Source organism: Sphingomonas sp. NPDC092440, assembly GCF_044754985.1.
Lineage (GTDB): Bacteria > Pseudomonadota > Alphaproteobacteria > Sphingomonadales > Sphingomonadaceae > Sphingomonas.
On the sequence record NZ_JBIVQA010000010.1, the window covers coordinates 1 to 16,434 of the forward strand.

Genomic DNA, 16,434 nt, shown 5'->3' on the forward strand with positions numbered 1-16,434 from the left:
AGATGACGTGACATCCATCCCCTCCGCCAAACTCATCTACCACACATATTACGACAATAACTCAAACAGATATATAGGTTCTCAACCTAGGGTCACGACTCAATCAGCAAACTCCGTCATCCCCGCCTGCGCGGGGATGACGGGTGGGTTTCAAGGACCTGTTTGGGTTCTCGCCCTGGCGCGGGTCAGGCTTCGTGAAACTGCAGCGCGGCCAGCCGGGCGTAGAGGCCGCCCTTCGCGACCAGCTCGGCATGGCTGCCGGTCTCGACGATGCGGCCCTCGTCCATCACGATGATCCGGCCGGCGGCGCGCACCGTGGCGAGGCGATGGGCGATGACGAGCGTGGTGCGGTTCGCCATCAGCCGCTCGAGCGCGTCCTGGACGAGGCGCTCGCTCTCGGCATCGAGCGCGGAGGTGGCTTCGTCGAGCAGCAGGATGGGGGCGTCGCGGAGCAGCGCGCGGGCGATGGCGACGCGCTGGCGCTGGCCGCCGGACAGGCGCGCGCCGCCTTCGCCGAGGAAGGTGTCGAGCCCCTGGGGCAAGTCGCGCAGGAAATCGGCGGCATTGGCGGCGCCGGCGGCGGCCCAGATCTGGTCGTCGGTGGCATCCCAGGCGCCGTAGCGCAGATTGTCGCGGGCCGAGGCGCCGAAGATCACCGTCTCCTGCGGCACCATCGCCATGCGCGCGCGGATATCGGCCGGATCGGCTGCCCGGACCGGTACGCCGTCGACACGGACTTCGCCGGCATCGGGATCGTAGAAGCGCTGGAGCAGCTGGAAGAGCGTCGACTTGCCGGCACCCGAGGGGCCGACCACCGCCACCGTCTCGCCGGGGCGGACGTCGAGCGAGAAGTCGGTGAGCGCGGCGCTGTCCGGACGGGTGGGATAGCGGAAAGTGACTCGGTCGAAGGCGAGCGCGCCCCGGGGCGGCTGGGGAAGCGGCACGGGGCTGGCCGGAGCCGCGATGTCGGGCTCCTGATGAAGCAGCTCGGCAAGGCGGCTGGCCGCGCCCGAGGCCCGCAGCAGGTCGCCATAGACTTCGGTGAGCGCGCCGAACGAGCCGGTGACGAGGCCGGCGGTGAGGACGAACGCCATGATCGATCCGCCCGAGAGCCGGCCGGCGGCGACATCGGCCACCGCGGCCCATACGATCAGCGTGATCGCCGTGAACAGCGAGCCGATCACCAGCGCCGTCATGATCGCGCGCAGGCCGAAGCGGCGCTTGCCCGCCTCGAAGGTGCGGGTGACGGCGCCCTGGAAGCGCTCGGCCTCGCGCTGCTCCTGCCCGAAGGCCTGGACGATGCGCATCGCGCCCAGCGTCTCGGAAGCGATCGCGCCGACATCGGCCACCCGGTCCTGGCTGGTGCGCGAGAATTGCCGCACCCGGCTGCCCAGCCAGACGATCGGCAGGATGGTGACCGGGATGCCGACGACGAGATAGGCGGCGATCTTGGGCGCGAGCGCGAAGAGGTAGATGACGCCGCCCGCGCCGGTGAGCAGGTTCCTGAGCGCGATCGAGACAGTGGAGCCGACCACCTGCTCGACGATCGCGGTGTCCGCGGTGAGGCGCGAGGCGATCTCGGACGGGCGGTTCTCCTCGAACCATTTGGGCGGGAGGCGGAGCAGGTTGCGGTGCACCGCCATGCGCAGGTCGGCGACGGTGCGCTCGGCCAGCCAGGAGACGAAATAGAAGCGGACCGCGGTGAACGCCGCCAGCGCCACGACGACGAGCAGCAGCCCCTGGAAATAGATGCCGATCCGGCTGGTGTCCGCCCCGGCGGCGAAGCCATGGTCGACGATCTTCTGGAAGGTGCGGGGGATCAGCAGCGTCGTCAGCGACGAGCCGACCAGCGCGACGATCGCGACCAGCAGCTGAAGCGGATAGCGCCGCGTGAAGCCCCACACGACCAGGAGATTGGAGATCTTGCGCCGCTGCGCCCCATCGGACGGGGGAAGCGCGGGCGCAGGCGGGACGGGTTCGGCCATGCGCGGCGGACTAGCGCGATTGGAGAGAGAGGGGAACCGTCCTTTGCCGGGACGGGGCGGCCGGATATCCACAGGAATTCCGGAACGGCCAGTTCGTCGTGCATGCAGAGGGGCTTAGCCGGATGCCGGCCGGAATTTCGTGGTTGCGGTATGGGCGCGGGGCATCGTTCCGTCGCATTACGGCCTCGCCTGACGTTGCGCCGCAGCACGGCTCGCCTATAACGCTAACATAGCCGCCGCCGTTTTTGGGGAGGGGGACGGCGGAAGGGACGCAATGCTGTACGACGCTTATGAGATCCAGCGCTCGCTTCTCGCAGGTGCGAGCGCGCTGGCCAATTTTTCCGCCGGCCTGCTGAACAACCCTGCCAATCCGTTCGCCTATTTCGGCGGCGGGCCGGTGCTCGCCTCGGCGCTCGAGGTGTTCGCGCATGCCTCCGCGCCGCGCGGCAAGCCGGAATTCGGGCTCGATCGCACGGTGATCGATGGCCGGCAGGCCGCCGTCCATGAGGAAGTGGTGCTGCGCAAGCCGTTCGGCCAGCTCAAGCGCTTCGTGCGCACCACTGAAGACGGCGCGCGCGTGGCGGGCGGTCCCAAGCTGCTGATCGTCGCGCCGATGTCCGGCCATTATGCCACGCTGCTGCGCGGCACGGTCGAGCGGATGCTGCCGGTGGCGGACATCTACATCACCGACTGGCGCGACGCGAAGCTGGTGTCGCTCGCGCACGGTCGCTTCGACCTGGACGACTATATCGATTACCTGGTCGAGTTCCTCGCCTTTATCGGCAAGGACGGCGATCCGCGGCCGCACGTGCTGGCGGTGTGCCAGCCCTCGGTGCCGGCCTATGCCGCGGTGGCGGTGATGAGCGCCGACGCGCATCCGAACCGTCCGGCGACGCTCACCATGATGGGCGGCCCGATCGACACGCGCGAAGCGCCGACCGCGGTGAACACGCTCGCCACCGAGCGGCCGTTCAGCTGGTTCGAGCAGAATGTCATCGCGACCGTGCCGATGAGCTATGCCGGCGCGGGGCGGAAGGTCTATCCGGGCTTCCTGCAGCTCGCGGGCTTCATGACGATGAACCTCGGCAACCACATGATCTCGCACTGGGAGATGTTCAAGCATCTCGTCCAGGGCGACGACGAGAGCGCCGAGGCGACGATGAAGTTCTACGAGGAATATCGCTCGGTCTGCGACATGACCGCCGAATTCTACCTCCAGACCATCGACACGGTGTTCCAGGCGCATGCGCTGCCCCGGGGCACGATGACGCATCGCGGGCGCAAGGTGGATCCGGCGGCGATCCGCGACGTGGCGATCCTCGCGATCGAGGGCGAGAAGGACGATATCTCGGGCATCGGCCAGACCAAGGCGGCGCTGACCATCGCGACTGCGCTGCCCGAGGAGATGAAGCATTATCACCTTGCCGAGGGCGTGGGTCATTACGGCATCTTCAACGGCTCCAAATGGCGCAACCGCATCGCGCCGATCCTGGAGCAGTGGATGACGGCGCATTCCGCTTAGGTTGAGGGCTCAATTCTTCTTTCGTCGCCCGGCCTTGAGCCGGGCCCCCACTGGCTTGCGGAGGGAAGAAGAAGCGGGATCCCGGCTCGAGGCCGGGATGACGACGGGGTTGAGGACTCATGTTCCTCTCTCGTCATCCCCGCGAAAGCGGGGACCCATCTCCCGGACGTGCCGCAATCTTCACCGGCGTATTTGCGGAGAGCGCACGAGACGGGTCCCCGCTTTCGCGGGGATGACGCGGTTTGCTGATTGAGTCCCCAACCCGGGGCTCGGGGCGACGCTTGCCTAATTATACTCGCTGGTCGCGACCACGCTCCAGATCAGCCACGCCACGCTTGCCCAGATCGCCAGGATGATCAGCACGCCGGGCCAGCTCACCGGCCGCTGCGTCTCGATCTCGGCGCGGGCGCGGTGCTCGGCGAGGAGCGCGGGCGGGATCAGCTTCTCGAACAGCCAGACGCCGATCGGAATGACGATCGCATCGTCGACAAGGCCGAGGACGGGGATGAAATCCGGAATCAGGTCGATCGGCGACAGCGCATAGGCGGCGACCAGCACGCCCACCAGCTTGGCGATCAACGGCGTGCGCGGATCGCGCACCGCGAACCAGATGGCGTGCGCTTCGGTGCGGATGCGGTGCGCTAGCGAGGGGCCGGTCATGGGGATGGGGTGGCTCGGGCGGCCCCCAGCGTCAAGCGCCATCCGTCGCGTGGGGCAACCTCGCGGGGCGGGCGGCGTCAGGCGTTCCCATAGGCTGCCGCCGCGCCGATCAGCTCGAGATCGTTGCGGTTGACCAGCGCTACCGGGACTTCGGCCAGCTGGCGGCGGAACACGGCCTTGCTCTCCATCCGGCGACGGAAGCCGGGGTCCATGAGATGGGGGTGGAGGGCGCGGCTGATCGCGCCGGTGAGATAGATGCCGTCCCAGGCCCCGAATGCGAGCGCGAGATCCCCGGCAAAGGCGCCGAGATGCTCGACGAACATGCGCACCACCGCCGCCGCGACCGGATCGCGCGCGGCGCCGCGCGTGACGTCCTCGGGCGAAGCCACCTTGGTGCCCCCCGACAACGCCGCATAGGCGAGGCACAGTCCAGGTGCGCTGACCAGCGCCTCCACGTCGAGCGCATGGCCGCGCACGCGGCAGAATTCGGCGAACTTGCGCTCGTTCGCCGTCTCGGCCGCGAAGGCGATGTGACCGGCCTCGCTCTGCACCGGGACGAGCCGCCCGCCCGCGCTGATCAGCGCGGCGACGCCAAGCCCGGTGCCGGTGCCGATCACCACATAGTTGCCGCCGGGCTCGACGGCGCGGGGCGGGGGGCCGTGCAGCGCGGTGAAGGCGCTGGGCGGCAGGGTGGTGAGCGCCAGCGCATTGGCGGCGCATTCGTTGAGCGCGCGGGGCGGCGCGCGCAGCACCGCCTCGACGCCGGAGAGCGAGATATACCAGCGGCTGCCGGTCAGGTTGATCAGGTCGCCGCGCGCCGCGCCGGCCACTGCCAGCACGCTCGGCAATCGCGCATCCTGCAGGCCAAGCCCGCTAAGATAGGAAACCAAGGCGCTGGTGAAGGTCGGATGCTCGCTGGTCGAGAAGCGGCGGATGTCGCGCGGTGCCGGCCCGGCTTCGCCGCCGGTCAGCCCAAATCGCACCGACTGGCGGCCGATATCGGCCACCAACGCCAAGTCTTCGCCCATGGGCGCACCCCCTGTCCTGTCGGCCCCGCTTTGCGAGGTCCGGATGCCGCTATCGATAGCCGTTGTCGTATGAGCAACAAGATTACGATTGGCAGCGTTGTCAGAGCGTAAAACGAACAGGGCCGCCCATGCAAGCGGCTTTGTTACAGCCGGATTTACATCGTTACATGGGAGTTACAGCAGGACTGCGCGTCGACCTTCGGCATATCCTCTCGCCGGATCCACTATGGGAGAGAGATGGATGAAGGCGTTTTTCGCGATTCTGCTGGCGGCCGGCCTGAGCCATGCCGCGCCTGCCCTGGCCCAGCAGGCGCCGCCATCGCCGCTGCTCGGCAGCTGGGCGGTCGATCTCGAGCGCCTGCCCATGCCGCCCGAGGCGCGGCCGAAGAGCGTGACGATCACCTATGGCGCGCTGGCCGACGGCCGGTGGCAGACCAGGGTCGACATCATCGGCAAGGATTATGAGAACCATACGGCCGGCACCTATACGCCCGACGGCACGCCCTATGTGGTGGAGGGCAGCCCGGAAGCCGATATCGCGGCGGTCAAGCTGCCGGCGCCCAATGTGCTGGTGATGGTGCTGGGCAAGGGCGGCGTTCCCGCCTCGACGCGGATCTACACGGTCGCGCCGGACGGGAAGACCATGATCGAGACCGCCGGCTATATCGGCGCGGACGGCAAGCCGGTGATGCGGACGAACTATTTCAACCGGGTTCGGTAGACGCGTCCGTTACGGGCCAGTCTCGGCGCACGCCACCGCGCCACGTGTAGGCTCCGGCGCGGCGGCAATCCCGCCGCCATCAACGGAGAATGCATAATGTCGCTTGCCGAATTGTGCCTGATCCTTGCGGCGTTGTTCGCCTTTGCGACCTTGATCCTCAAGGTCGTCGAGGTGGCGCGCTCCAAGTAAGCACGACGGGAGGGGCTCGGTCTGGCAGCCGGGCCCCGAACGATTTGGGCCCCGGTCGCTGGCACGACCGAGGCCCATATCAACGGGACGAACCCAATGACGCTTGCAACACCTCTATAGCATTGCAGGTGCCCTTCTTCAACGAAGGGCGATCACAGCACCTCGAACAGGCCGGCCGCGCCCATGCCGCCGCCGATGCACATGGTGACGACGACATATTTCGCGCCGCGGCGCTTGCCTTCGATCAGCGCATGGCCGGTCATGCGGGCGCCCGACATGCCATAGGGATGGCCGATCGAGATCGCGCCGCCATTGACGTTGAGCAGCTCGTTCGGGATGCCCAGCTGGTCCTGGCAATAGAGTACCTGCACCGCGAACGCCTCGTTCAGCTCCCACAGGCCGATATCGTCCATCTTGAGGTTGTAGCGCTCGAGCAGCTTCGGGATCGCGAAGACCGGGCCGATGCCCATCTCGTCCGGCTTGGTGCCGGCGACGGCCATGCCGACATAGCGGCCGAGCGGCGTGAGGCCGCGCTTCTCCGCCACCTTCTCCTCCATCAGCACGCTGGCCGAGGACCCGTCCGACAGCTGCGAGGCGTTGCCGGCGGTGACGGTGCCGTTCGGCAGCACCGGCTGGAGCGACTGCAGGCCCTCGAGCGTGGTCTCGGGGCGGTTGCCCTCGTCCTTGGCGAGCGTGATCTCCTTCTGGGAGACTTCCTTGGTCTCCTTGTTGACCACGTTCATCGTCGCGGTGACCGGCACGATCTCGTCGTCGAACTTGCCCGCGGCCTGCGCGGCGGCGGTCCGCTGCTGCGACTGGAGGGCATAGGCGTCGCAGCGGTCGCGGCCGATGCCGTAGCGGGCGGCGACCACTTCGGCGGTCTGCAGCATCGGCATGTAGATGTCGCCATGCATTGCGAGCAGCTCGCGATCGGGCTCGACGCGCATCTGCGGGGTCTGGACCAGGCTGATCGATTCGACGCCGCCGCCGATGGCGATGTCCATATTGTCGACGATGATCTCCTTCGCGGCCGTCGCGATCGCCATCAGGCCCGAGGCGCACTGGCGATCGACCGACATGCCGGCGACGGTGACGGGCAGGCCGGCGCGCAGCAGCGCGGTGCGCGCGATGTTGCCGGCCTGGCTGCCCTGCTGGAGCGCGGCGCCGAACACGACGTCCTGTACTTCCGCCGGATCGATGCCGGCGCGCTCGACTGCGGCCTTGATCGAATGCGCGCCGAGCGTCGGCGCCGGCGTGGCGTTGAACGCGCCGCGATAGGCGCGGCCGATGCCGGTGCGGGCGGTGGAGACGATGACTGCGGAGCGAGACATGGGCTTATTCTCCTTCAGGCGGCGGGAAAGCGTGCCGCTTGGGTTTCGAGTGGAAGATCGAGCGCGCCGCAGATGAGCGCCACGCCGTGGTAGAAAGCGACGAGCTGGACGATCTCGAATGCCTGCTCGTCGCTGAAATGCGCCTTGAGGTCGGCCCAGGCGCCGTCGCCCAGCCGGCGATCATCGAGCAGGGCATCGACCGTGGCGAGGAGCACGCGCTCCGCGGGGCTCCAGATCGGGGCGTCGGCGGGGCCGTGCACCGTGGCGTGGAGCTGGGCCGCGTCCAGCGCCACGGCCGCCGCGAAAATCGCCGCATGGACGCCCCACTCATATTCGCAGCCGCATCGCGCCGTCGTGCGGTGAATGACGATCTCACGCTGCCGCAGCGGGAGCGGGCCGTCGCGGTCGAGCAGCGAGCCGGCCGAGAATTTCGTCCAGGCACGCTCCGATTTCGCCAGCGTGGTGAACAGCCGCAGCGGCTCGGCACCGCGCATTAGCGCCTGCATCTGGGCATCGAACGCGGGCGGGAACGGCCTTTCGAGGGGAGCGATGCGCGTGCCGCTCATACATACACCAGCGCGATCCACTCGGCGATCAGCGCGGGCTTCGCCTCGCCTTCGACCTCGAGCGCATATTCCTGGACCTGTTCCCAGACGCCGGGCTTGCGCTCGGTGAACTTCAGCAGCTTGAAACGGCCGCGGACGCGCTTGCCCGAGCGTACCGGCTGCATGAAACGGACTTTGTTGCCGCCATAATTGACGCCCATCTTCGCGCCCGCGATCGCCGGCGCATCGGTGCGCGCGGCGAGCATCGGCATCAGCGAGAGCGTCAGGAAACCATGGGCAATGGTGCCGCCGAACGGCGTCTGCGCGGCGCGCACGGGATCGACATGGATGAACTGATGGTCGCCGGTCGCTTCGGCGAACTGGTCGATCATCGCCTGGGTGACTTCCACCCAGTCGGAAACGCGTTCGGTGCCGATGCTCTCGGCCATCTCCTGCACGGTGATCGTCGCCAAGATAGCAGTCCTCTCGCCCTGTTCTGCGCCCATCTAGTGGCGAGGCGGTGGCTCCCGCAAGCCTCAGCCGACCGGAAATTTGAAATTCGCGGCTTACGTAGCGTCGGCCAGGGTCGAAACGCCGCGACGGGATAGGGCGCGTGCAAACCTGATATTCGAAAATGGGTGTTCCCGAGTCGGTTCAAGCCGGAGAACCGGCGTCCCCGAAGCCCAGACGGTCACCCGCCGCTGTTGGCGTGGAGGATGTTGCCGTCGGGATCCTTGAACCAGATCGCGCGGAAATCGCCGATTATATGGACGCCGTCCTCCACCCGGTCGAAGCCGCCCGGATATTCCTCCAGCCGCACGCCCTTGGCGCGCAGATCGGCGGCGATCGCCTCCAGGTCGTCGTGCACGTCGAAGACGACCGCATTGGCCTGGTTGGTGCCGGCGAAGTCGCTGCGATAGACGTTGAGCAGCGTGGTGCCGGTGCGGAGCAGGAACACCTCGCCATGATCCGCGGCCAGCGGCAGGCCGAGCGTGCCGGTGTAGAAGGCCTTGGCGATGGCGATGTCCCGGCAGGGGAGGATCGCGTGGCTGCTATGGTCCTTGAGCATGGGATCTTCACTCCAGATTGTCACCGGCGCGGGCGCTCAGGCCTTCGCGCCCTCCGGATAGGGGAGGACGAACCTGCCGTCGGGCGCGGCGGTATAGCTGGTCTGGGTCGGGTAGGGGATCGAGATGCCCTCGGCGGCGAACCGGCGCAGGATCGCGAACATGATCCTGTCGCGCACGATCTGGGCGTGCGGCACGTCGTCGCCCTCGACGTCGAACTCGATCACGAAATCGATCGAGCTGGCGCCGAAGCCTTCGGTGCTGGCGCGCGAGAGCGTGCCGCCGGCCTGCTCGACGATCTCCCGGAACATCGCCGGCAGCGCCTCGAGCTTCTCGACGGGAGTTTCATAGGCGACGCCGATCGGCAGCTTGGTGCGGGTGTGGTGGCGCAGCGAGAGATTCTCGATCAGCTTGTCGAGCAGCTGCTTGTTCGAGAAGACCAGCTCCTCGCCGATGAAGGAGCGGATGCGCGTGCTCATCAGGCCGATCGACACCACGGTGCCGCTGTTGCGATCGAAGCGGATCTTGTCGCCGACGCGGAAAGGGCGGTCGAAGATGATGGTCAATGCCGCGAAGAGATTGGCAAAGATGCCCTGGGCGGCGAGGCCGATGGCGATGCCGCCGACGCCGAGGCCGGCGATCAGGCCGGTGACGTTGACGCCCAGATTGCCGAGCACCATCACCGCTGCAATGGCGAACAGCACCACGGTGATCAGGATGCGGATGATGCCGAGCGCGCTGGCCAGGCCGGAGCCGTGATAATTGTCGGCGCTGGTCCTGTGCTCGATCGCGCCGAAGATCAGCTCGCGCAGCCAGATCGCGCACTGGAAGGCGGCCGAGATGGTGAAGAGGAACTCGACCGTGCTCTCGACCATGCGCGGGGGACCGGCATAGCCGGTGACCAGCCGGATCGAAGCCATGAGGATGAAGAAATTGCCGGTCTTGGCGACTGCGCGGCCGATGACCGCGTACCAGTTGGCCACGCCCTCGCCCTTCTTGCACACCCGCGCGCCCCAGCCCTTGATCGCCTGGAGCAGGAAGAACACCGCGATGGCGATGCCGGTGGCGATCAGGATCTGGAGCCAGTGCGACTGGGCCCATGTCCAGCTGTCATTGGCGAAGACCTCGGCCTGGATCTGGAGGTCCTCGCTCTGCGGGAAGCCGGTGGCGGTGCGGTTGATGATCATGCGGCCTTTCGGGGCTGTTGGTGCGCGGCGAGATCGTCGAGAAAGGCGATCAGGCCGCGTTCGTAACGATTGAGCCAGCGCGTGGCGCGGGGCAAGCGGAGAGCGGCGCGCCACGCCGCCTGCGCCTCGCGATCCTTGGCGAGATCGACCAGCGCGGGATGGACATAGGATTTGCGGGCGATGGCGGGCGTGTTGCCCAGCGCCTCGGTCACCGGCTCGAGCATCGCCTTGAGGCCGAGATGCGCGCGCGCGCCGGCCAATGCGCGGAAGGCGAGCACGCTGGCGCCCCAGGTGCGGAAATGCTTGGCGGTGAAATCCTCGGCCATGGCCGCGCGGATATAGGCGTTGACGTCGGTCGAGGTGACCGGGTGCGCTTCCCCCGCCTCGTCGAGCCAGCGGAACAGGTGCTGCCCGGGCAGGTCCTGGCATTTCCGGACGAAACGGCTGAGCGAGCCGTCGGTGATCGTCAGCACCCGCAGCTTGCCCGACTTGGCGCGGAACTGGAGGCGGAGCGTGCGGCCCTTCACCCGGGCGTGGCGCTTGCGGAGCGTGGTGGCGCCGAAGCTCCTGTTCGCCTGGACATATTGTTCGTTGCCCACGCGGATGCTGCCGAGATCGAGCAGGCGCACCACGGCGGCGATCGCCTTCTCCCGGCACAGGCCGCGCAGGCCGAGATCGTGCGCCACCCGGGCGCGGAGCTTGGCCAGGTGCGCTCCGAAATCGGCGCAGCGATCATATTTCGCGGCCTCCTGCGCCTCGCGGAAGGCGGTGTGGTAGCGATATTGCTTGCGGCCCTTCTCGTCATGGCCGGTCGCCTGGATATGGCCGTGCGGATCCGGGCAGAACCAGGCATCCGCATAGGCCGGGGGCAGGCCGATCGCGTTCAGCCGGTCGATCGTGTCGCGATCGCCGATGCGCGTGCCGTCGCTGTCCCAATAGCCCCAGCCGTGGCGCACCTTGCGCCGGGTGATGCCGGGCTGCTGGTCGTCGACATAGACGATCTCGGGTTCGGGCATGGTCCTCCTCGCGATGCCCGGTCAATGCGCGGCCTTTCGCTTCGTTCCGGGCGCGGGGCCAGGTTGGGGACTCATGTTCCCCCAGCCGTCATCCCGGTCATTCCTTCAACCGTCACCCCTGCGCCGGCGGGGATGACGGAAATGGTCCCCAACCTAGCGCAGCGCCCGTTTCGGCGCGCTCCGGGGGAGCCGGGCGGCGTTCACCCAGCGCTGCGCCGGCCGCTCGACCAGATGGTAGAGCGCGATCGAGGCGAGCAGCACCAGCAGCAGGAAGCCGCCGACCAGCGGCCAGGGCACGGCATGCTCGTTCTCGACAAAGGCGAGCTTGAACGCGAACCAGAGGAGATAGTGGGAGAGATAGGTCGCATAGCTGATCTCGCCCAGATAATGGATCCAGCCCGCCTCGAGCGGATTGCCGCGGCGCGCGGCGGTGAGCCCCAGTGCCAGCAGCAGCGCGGCGAAGGTGGCGGGCGCGGCGAGGGTCTCGGGCAGGCCCAGCGCCCAGCCGGCGGCCAAGGCGAGGGCAAGCGCGGCGGCGGCCAGCGCGGGCGCGTGCCACCGTTCGCGCCAGCGCAGCCAGAGCGCGGCGATTGCGGTGCCGGCGGCGAACTCGATCACGCAGCGGACCAGGCCGAGGCTGGTGATCTCCTGGCCGAGCGCCCAGGCGCCGCGGCTGGCAAAGATCGCGTGGAGCAGGCCGAGCAGCGCGGCGAGGGCGGCGATCACCGCCCAGCTGGGCACGCGCCGCCAGTCGATCGCGAGGGCGAGCAGCGGGAAGAGCAGATAGGCGGCCAGCTCGCACGAGATCGACCAGGCCGGATCGTTCCAGGTCAGATGCCCGGTGAAGCCCCAGTTCTGGAGCAGCAGCACGTGGAGCGGCAGCTCGTGCCAGGGGAATTGGTCGCTGCCCCGCCCGGTGAGCTCCAGCGCCGCCGCGATCGCCACGCCGACCCCGAGCATGAACAGGTGCAGCGGCCAGACCCGGGCGACCCGCCGCCGCAGGAAGCCCGGCACCGCGGCCGGCCCGCCGGCGCGGATGCGCTCGCTCCAGGTCATCCAGATGACGAAGCCGGAGAGCAGGAAGAAGAAGTCGACTGCCAGATAGCCCTTGGCGAGCAGGTGCAGCTCCGGATCGGGCAGGCCCAATGCGAAGCGGATATGGAAGAACACCACGAACCAGGCCGCGATGCCGCGGACGCTGGTCAGCGCCCGGAGTTCCTCCCTGGCTTGCGCGTCCTTCATGCCAGCGCCGGCCTTGCCTTGCGCAGCGGCCGCCAGCTCGCCTCCTCGCGCTTGCGGGCCATATAGGTGTCGAGCCCGATCTGGGCGCCGATCAGCATGTAGACAAAGGGCTGGAAGGCGATGGCGATGAAAGTGGCCCCCAGCATGTAGACGATGTGCGCGGTCTGCAGCGCCGAGGCGAGCGGCGCGACCCATTCCTGCCCCGGCTCGGGCTTGCGATAGCGCTGGCGCAGCACTTCCATGCGGAAGATGCCGAGCAGGTTGATCGTCAGCCACAGCGCCAGGCCGGGATAGCCCTGCTCGCCGAGCATCTCGAAATAGGCGCTGTGATAGGCGCGGGCCTTGTCCACCTCGAGGCTGCGGCCGACGGTGGCCTGGCCGGCGCCGTCGCTCTCCACGGCTACCTTCTCGTAGCGGATATGGTTCTGGCGATAGGCCTCGAACCCGCCGCCCATCGGATGGGTCTTGGCATAGTCCATCGTCCATTGCCACACGGCGAGGCGGGTGGAGGCCGAGGCATCGGCCTTGTAGGTCTTGATCGTGCCCATGCGCTCGGTGAAGGCCGAGGGCAGGAAAGGCACGGCGACGAGGCCGAGGCAGCCGAGCGCGGCCAGATAGACGAACTTGCGCCTGGTGTCGCGGAGCATCAGCAGCGCGACCAGGCCGATGCAGAGCAGGCCGGTGCGCGTCGAGGTGCCGATCGGGATCAGCAGGCAGGCGAAGATGAGGGCGGCGCAGAAGCCCTTCACCTTCCAGTCGGGCGGGAAGATGGTTCCAAACCGCATGAACCACACGATCAGCGGGATGATCGCGATCGCGACGGTGGAGATGGTCGAGCCTTCGTACAGGCCCGAATTATTGGCGACCATCAGGTTCAGCTCGCCATAGCCGCCGCCCGAGCCGAGCGTCTTGATCCCGCCGACGATGATGATCGACGCGGCGGAGAGGATCATGAACAGCAACAGGCTCTCGATGCGCAGCTTGGTGCGCAGGGTCAGCGGCAGGAAGGCGGCGAAGGCGAGCGCCTTCCAGACCCAGTCCCATTTGTCCAGGGCCTCGACTTTGAAGTCGGCGTTCCTGGTGGTGTAGAAGCAATAGGCGAGCAGCAGGACGATCATCAGCTGGCGCGGCGCGACGCGCACGTCGCGCTTGTCGTCGATCGCCAGCCAGCCGAGCACCGACAGGCCCACCGCGATCAGCGAGATCGGCACCGAGTTGAGCAGGAGATAGGTGAGCCGCTGCGGCGAGACGATGTCGATATAGGCGTAGACGAGCACGAAGAGGAACGGCTTGCGGAAGCCCATCCCGAAAAAGGCCAGCAGGAAGGCGACGAAGACGAGATCACGCACCGGGCTTGCCCCATCGGCTGGGCTTGGCCTTGGACGGCTGGTCGCCGGGGCCGGGTTCATGGTCCAGATCGGGGCGGCGCAGCAGCAGGAAGGCCGCGAGCAGCATCAGCCCGTGCGAGATCGCGAGCGATAGATTGTCGATCATGTGCCCGTCGGCGCTCCTGCTTCGAACCGCCGGTGTAGCGGGATGCGGTTGACGCGGCGTTAAGTGCTCCTGTGCCAATGCGCGGCCATGCGGATCCTCCATATCCTCGATCACGGCCTGCCGCTGCACAGCGGCTATACGTTCCGGACCCGCGCGATCCTGAAGGCACAGATGGCGCGCGGCTGGGAAGTCGCCGCCGTGACCAGCCCGCGCCATGGCAAGTTCGACACCGACGAGGAGACGATCGACGGCATCCGCTTCTACCGGACGCCGCGGGTGAATTCCGGGCCGCCGGTGATCGGCGAGCTGCGCGAGGTCGCGGCGTTCGCGCGGCGGATCGAAGCGGTGGCGCGCCGGTGGCGGCCGGACGTGCTGCACGCCCATTCGCCGGTGCTGGGCGCGATGGCGGCGCAGCGCGTGGCCGACCGGCTCGGCCTGCCGCTGGTCTATGAGATCCGCGCCTTCTGGGAAGACGCGGCCGTGGGCAACGGCACCGGGACCGAGGGCAGCTGGAAATACCGGGCGATCCGCTGGCTGGAGACCAGGGCGGTGCGCAGGGCCGATGCCGTGGCAGTGATCTGCGAAGGGCTGAAGAACGATCTGGTCGCCCGGGGCGGGATCGATCCGGGCAAGATCCTGATCTCGCCCAACGGCGTCGACCTGGGGCTGTTCGGCGAACCCCTGTCTTATGACCGGGCGCTGGCCAGGGAGCTGGGGATCGAGGGTGCCGAGACGATCGGCTTCATCGGCAGCTTCTACGACTATGAGGGGCTCGACGTGCTGATCGACGCGATGCCCGCATTGGTCGCCGCGCGGCCGAAGCTGCACCTGGTGCTGGTCGGCGGCGGGCCGTGCGACGCGGCGCTGACCGCGCAGGCGGCGGCCTCGCCGGTCGCCGATCGCATCCATTTCGTCGGCCGGGTGCCGCACCAGCAGGTCGAGCGTTACTACAGCGTGATCGACGTGCTCGTCTATCCGCGCAAGCATATGCGCCTCACCGACCTGGTGACGCCGCTGAAGCCGCTCGAGGCGATGGCGCAGCGCCGGCTGGTCGCGGCATCGGACGTGGGCGGGCACCGCGAGCTGATCCGCGACGGCGATACCGGCACGCTGTTCCGGCCCGACGATCCCGTAGCGCTCGCCCAGGCCGTGGCCCGGCTCTTCGCCGAGCGCGACGGATGGGACGCGCGGCGCGAGCGCGGCCGTGCCTTTGTCGAGGCGGAGCGCAGCTGGGCGATCAATGTCGGCCGTTATGACTCCGTTTACCAAAGACTCGCCAAGATCGGGGCCATGGAAGACTCGTGGTCGCACACGCCCATGGTGAGCGCATGAACCTGCCGCTGGCGCCCTTGATCGCCGCGGTCGCGGGGGGGCTTGCCGCGCTTGGCGTGGCGATGATCCCCGTGCCCGCGCTCGAGGCGCTGGTGATGGATTCCGGTCTTCCCTCCATCCTCGCCGCGGCCGAGCCGCCGCTGGGCACCACTGCCCGCCTTGCGGTGGCGCTGGGCACCGGGGCGTTCGTCGGCGCGTTCATGTGGCTCTCCGCCTTCATCCTGCTCGGCTCGCGCGGGCTGACCATCGGCGAGGCGGAAGGCGTCGCGCTCGACCCGGAAGAGGTGCCGCTGCCGGTGCTCCGCCGCGCCGATGCGCATCCCGATGCGCCGCCGCGCCCGCCGCTGCTCGCCACTCGCGACCTGGGCCGGCCGTTCCTCGAGATCCGTGCCGCCGCGCCCGCGCCGGCCGCGCCCGAGGACGAGCATATCGATTTCGACGCGATCTTCCCGCCGCGCACGATCACGCCGCCCAAGGCGCCGGAGCCGGTGGTGCAGGCGCCCGGGCCCGCCGCCGCGGCCCCGGTGCCGCCGCCGGCGATGACCACCGCGCCCGTGATCGCGGCGCCGGAAGTTTCCGAAGTTTACGCCACGGGGGCCCCGATTCCCGCTCCCGAGCCGGCCGCCGCGGCGCCGGAAGGTCCCGAAAGTCGCGACATCCACGCGCGCGGCTCCCAGCCGCTTGCCGAGCAGGACCTGCCGGCCGATTTCGACCAGCCGCTCTCGGCCTTCGATCCGCAGGCGATTCCGGCCGTGCCCAAGCCCGCGCCGGTGCCGCTCGCCCCGCTGCGCCGCACGCCGCGCCCGTCGATCTTCGACGAGAGCGAGCGGTTCGAGATCTTCGAGCTGACCCCGGCGGTGCGCCGCCCCGTGCCGGAACCCGCCGCCGAAGCCCCGACGCCGCTGCCCCCGCGCGAGCGGATCATGCGGCCGGAGACCGATGCCTCGATCCATGCGCTGCTCGAGCGGCTGGAGCGCGGCGTGGCCGACAAGGGCCTGGCGCCCGCGGCCCAGCCGCAGCCGAAGCAGCAGGAGCGCGGGCTGGAAGAGGCGCTGGTCACGCTGCGCAACCTGGCACGCCGGACGGCCTGATACCGCACCGGATCGTCTCTTTCG

General features: G+C 68.4%; 16 protein-coding genes. 4 read left to right on the forward strand and 12 right to left on the reverse strand.

All coding sequences use genetic code 11. From position 1 onward, the window contains the following. Positions 1–185: 185 nt before the first annotated feature. The gene (locus tag ACIQCS_RS16895; RefSeq protein WP_345848206.1) at positions 186–1,985 is read right to left on the reverse strand and encodes an ABC transporter transmembrane domain-containing protein; all 1,800 of its coding nucleotides are present in this window, start codon (positions 1,983–1,985) and stop codon (positions 186–188) included. A 274-nt stretch (positions 1,986–2,259) separates the two neighbouring features. Here ACIQCS_RS16895 and ACIQCS_RS16900 point away from each other — a divergent pair, with 274 nt between their 5' ends. Beyond that, on the forward strand, positions 2,260–3,507 hold the full coding sequence (locus ACIQCS_RS16900; RefSeq protein ID WP_345848204.1) for a polyhydroxyalkanoate depolymerase: 1,248 nt from the start codon (positions 2,260–2,262) through the stop codon (positions 3,505–3,507). Between the two features lie 285 nt (positions 3,508–3,792). On the opposite strand, the gene ACIQCS_RS16905 is transcribed toward ACIQCS_RS16900, so the two are convergent. After that, the gene (locus ACIQCS_RS16905; protein WP_280278993.1) at positions 3,793–4,167 is read right to left on the reverse strand and encodes a YkvA family protein; all 375 of its coding nucleotides are present in this window, start codon (positions 4,165–4,167) and stop codon (positions 3,793–3,795) included. A gap of 77 nt (positions 4,168–4,244) precedes the next feature. Beyond that, entirely contained in the window at positions 4,245–5,195 is a 951-nt protein-coding gene (locus tag ACIQCS_RS16910; RefSeq protein ID WP_345848202.1) for a glucokinase, read from the reverse strand. Positions 5,196–5,436: 241 nt separating this feature from the next. On the opposite strand from ACIQCS_RS16910, the gene ACIQCS_RS16915 reads away from it, so the two are divergent. After that, a complete protein-coding gene (locus ACIQCS_RS16915; protein ID WP_345848200.1) occupies positions 5,437–5,916 on the forward strand; it encodes a hypothetical protein in 480 nt (159 codons plus the stop codon). A 341-nt stretch (positions 5,917–6,257) separates the two neighbouring features. Here the strand turns inward: ACIQCS_RS16915 and ACIQCS_RS16920 are convergent, their stop codons facing one another. The 9 genes from ACIQCS_RS16920 to ACIQCS_RS16960 all read right to left on the reverse strand — a co-directional run bounded on the left by ACIQCS_RS16920 (position 6,258) and on the right by ACIQCS_RS16960 (position 13,987). Then, on the reverse strand, positions 6,258–7,436 hold the full coding sequence (locus ACIQCS_RS16920) for an acetyl-CoA C-acyltransferase (protein WP_294053094.1): 1,179 nt from the start codon (positions 7,434–7,436) through the stop codon (positions 6,258–6,260). A gap of 14 nt (positions 7,437–7,450) precedes the next feature. Further along, on the reverse strand, positions 7,451–8,002 hold the full coding sequence (locus ACIQCS_RS16925) for a carboxymuconolactone decarboxylase family protein (protein WP_345848197.1): 552 nt from the start codon (positions 8,000–8,002) through the stop codon (positions 7,451–7,453). Beyond that, on the reverse strand, positions 7,999–8,454 hold the full coding sequence (locus ACIQCS_RS16930; protein ID WP_345848194.1) for a MaoC family dehydratase: 456 nt from the start codon (positions 8,452–8,454) through the stop codon (positions 7,999–8,001). The genes ACIQCS_RS16925 and ACIQCS_RS16930 overlap by 4 nt, the downstream gene beginning before the upstream one ends. A gap of 218 nt (positions 8,455–8,672) precedes the next feature. Continuing rightward, positions 8,673–9,050 carry a VOC family protein gene (locus ACIQCS_RS16935; RefSeq protein WP_401531359.1) on the reverse strand — a complete coding sequence of 126 codons (378 nt, stop codon included), beginning with the start codon at positions 9,048–9,050 and terminating at the stop codon, positions 8,673–8,675. A gap of 36 nt (positions 9,051–9,086) precedes the next feature. Next, positions 9,087–10,235, reverse strand: coding sequence for a mechanosensitive ion channel domain-containing protein (locus tag ACIQCS_RS16940; RefSeq protein ID WP_345848191.1), 1,149 nt, complete (start codon positions 10,233–10,235; stop codon positions 9,087–9,089). Further along, the gene (locus ACIQCS_RS16945; RefSeq protein WP_345848189.1) at positions 10,232–11,251 is read right to left on the reverse strand and encodes a DNA topoisomerase IB; all 1,020 of its coding nucleotides are present in this window, start codon (positions 11,249–11,251) and stop codon (positions 10,232–10,234) included. Before ACIQCS_RS16945 ends, ACIQCS_RS16940 begins: the two co-directional genes overlap by 4 nt. Positions 11,252–11,404: 153 nt before the next feature. Further along, complete coding sequence (locus ACIQCS_RS16950) at positions 11,405–12,493, reverse strand: acyltransferase (RefSeq protein WP_345848187.1); 1,089 nt, start codon at positions 12,491–12,493, stop codon at positions 11,405–11,407. After that, on the reverse strand, positions 12,490–13,842 hold the full coding sequence (locus tag ACIQCS_RS16955) for a putative O-glycosylation ligase, exosortase A system-associated (RefSeq protein ID WP_345848185.1): 1,353 nt from the start codon (positions 13,840–13,842) through the stop codon (positions 12,490–12,492). Before ACIQCS_RS16955 ends, ACIQCS_RS16950 begins: the two co-directional genes overlap by 4 nt. Continuing rightward, the gene (locus tag ACIQCS_RS16960) at positions 13,835–13,987 is read right to left on the reverse strand and encodes a hypothetical protein (RefSeq protein WP_171012629.1); all 153 of its coding nucleotides are present in this window, start codon (positions 13,985–13,987) and stop codon (positions 13,835–13,837) included. The genes ACIQCS_RS16955 and ACIQCS_RS16960 overlap by 8 nt, the downstream gene beginning before the upstream one ends. 87 nt (positions 13,988–14,074) lie before the next feature. On the opposite strand from ACIQCS_RS16960, the gene ACIQCS_RS16965 reads away from it, so the two are divergent. After that, entirely contained in the window at positions 14,075–15,319 is a 1,245-nt protein-coding gene (locus tag ACIQCS_RS16965) for a TIGR04063 family PEP-CTERM/XrtA system glycosyltransferase (protein WP_345848184.1), read from the forward strand. Continuing rightward, positions 15,316–16,410 carry a hypothetical protein gene (locus ACIQCS_RS16970; RefSeq protein ID WP_345848182.1) on the forward strand — a complete coding sequence of 365 codons (1,095 nt, stop codon included), beginning with the start codon at positions 15,316–15,318 and terminating at the stop codon, positions 16,408–16,410. The genes ACIQCS_RS16965 and ACIQCS_RS16970 overlap by 4 nt, the downstream gene beginning before the upstream one ends. The last annotated feature ends 24 nt before the right edge of the window (positions 16,411–16,434 follow it).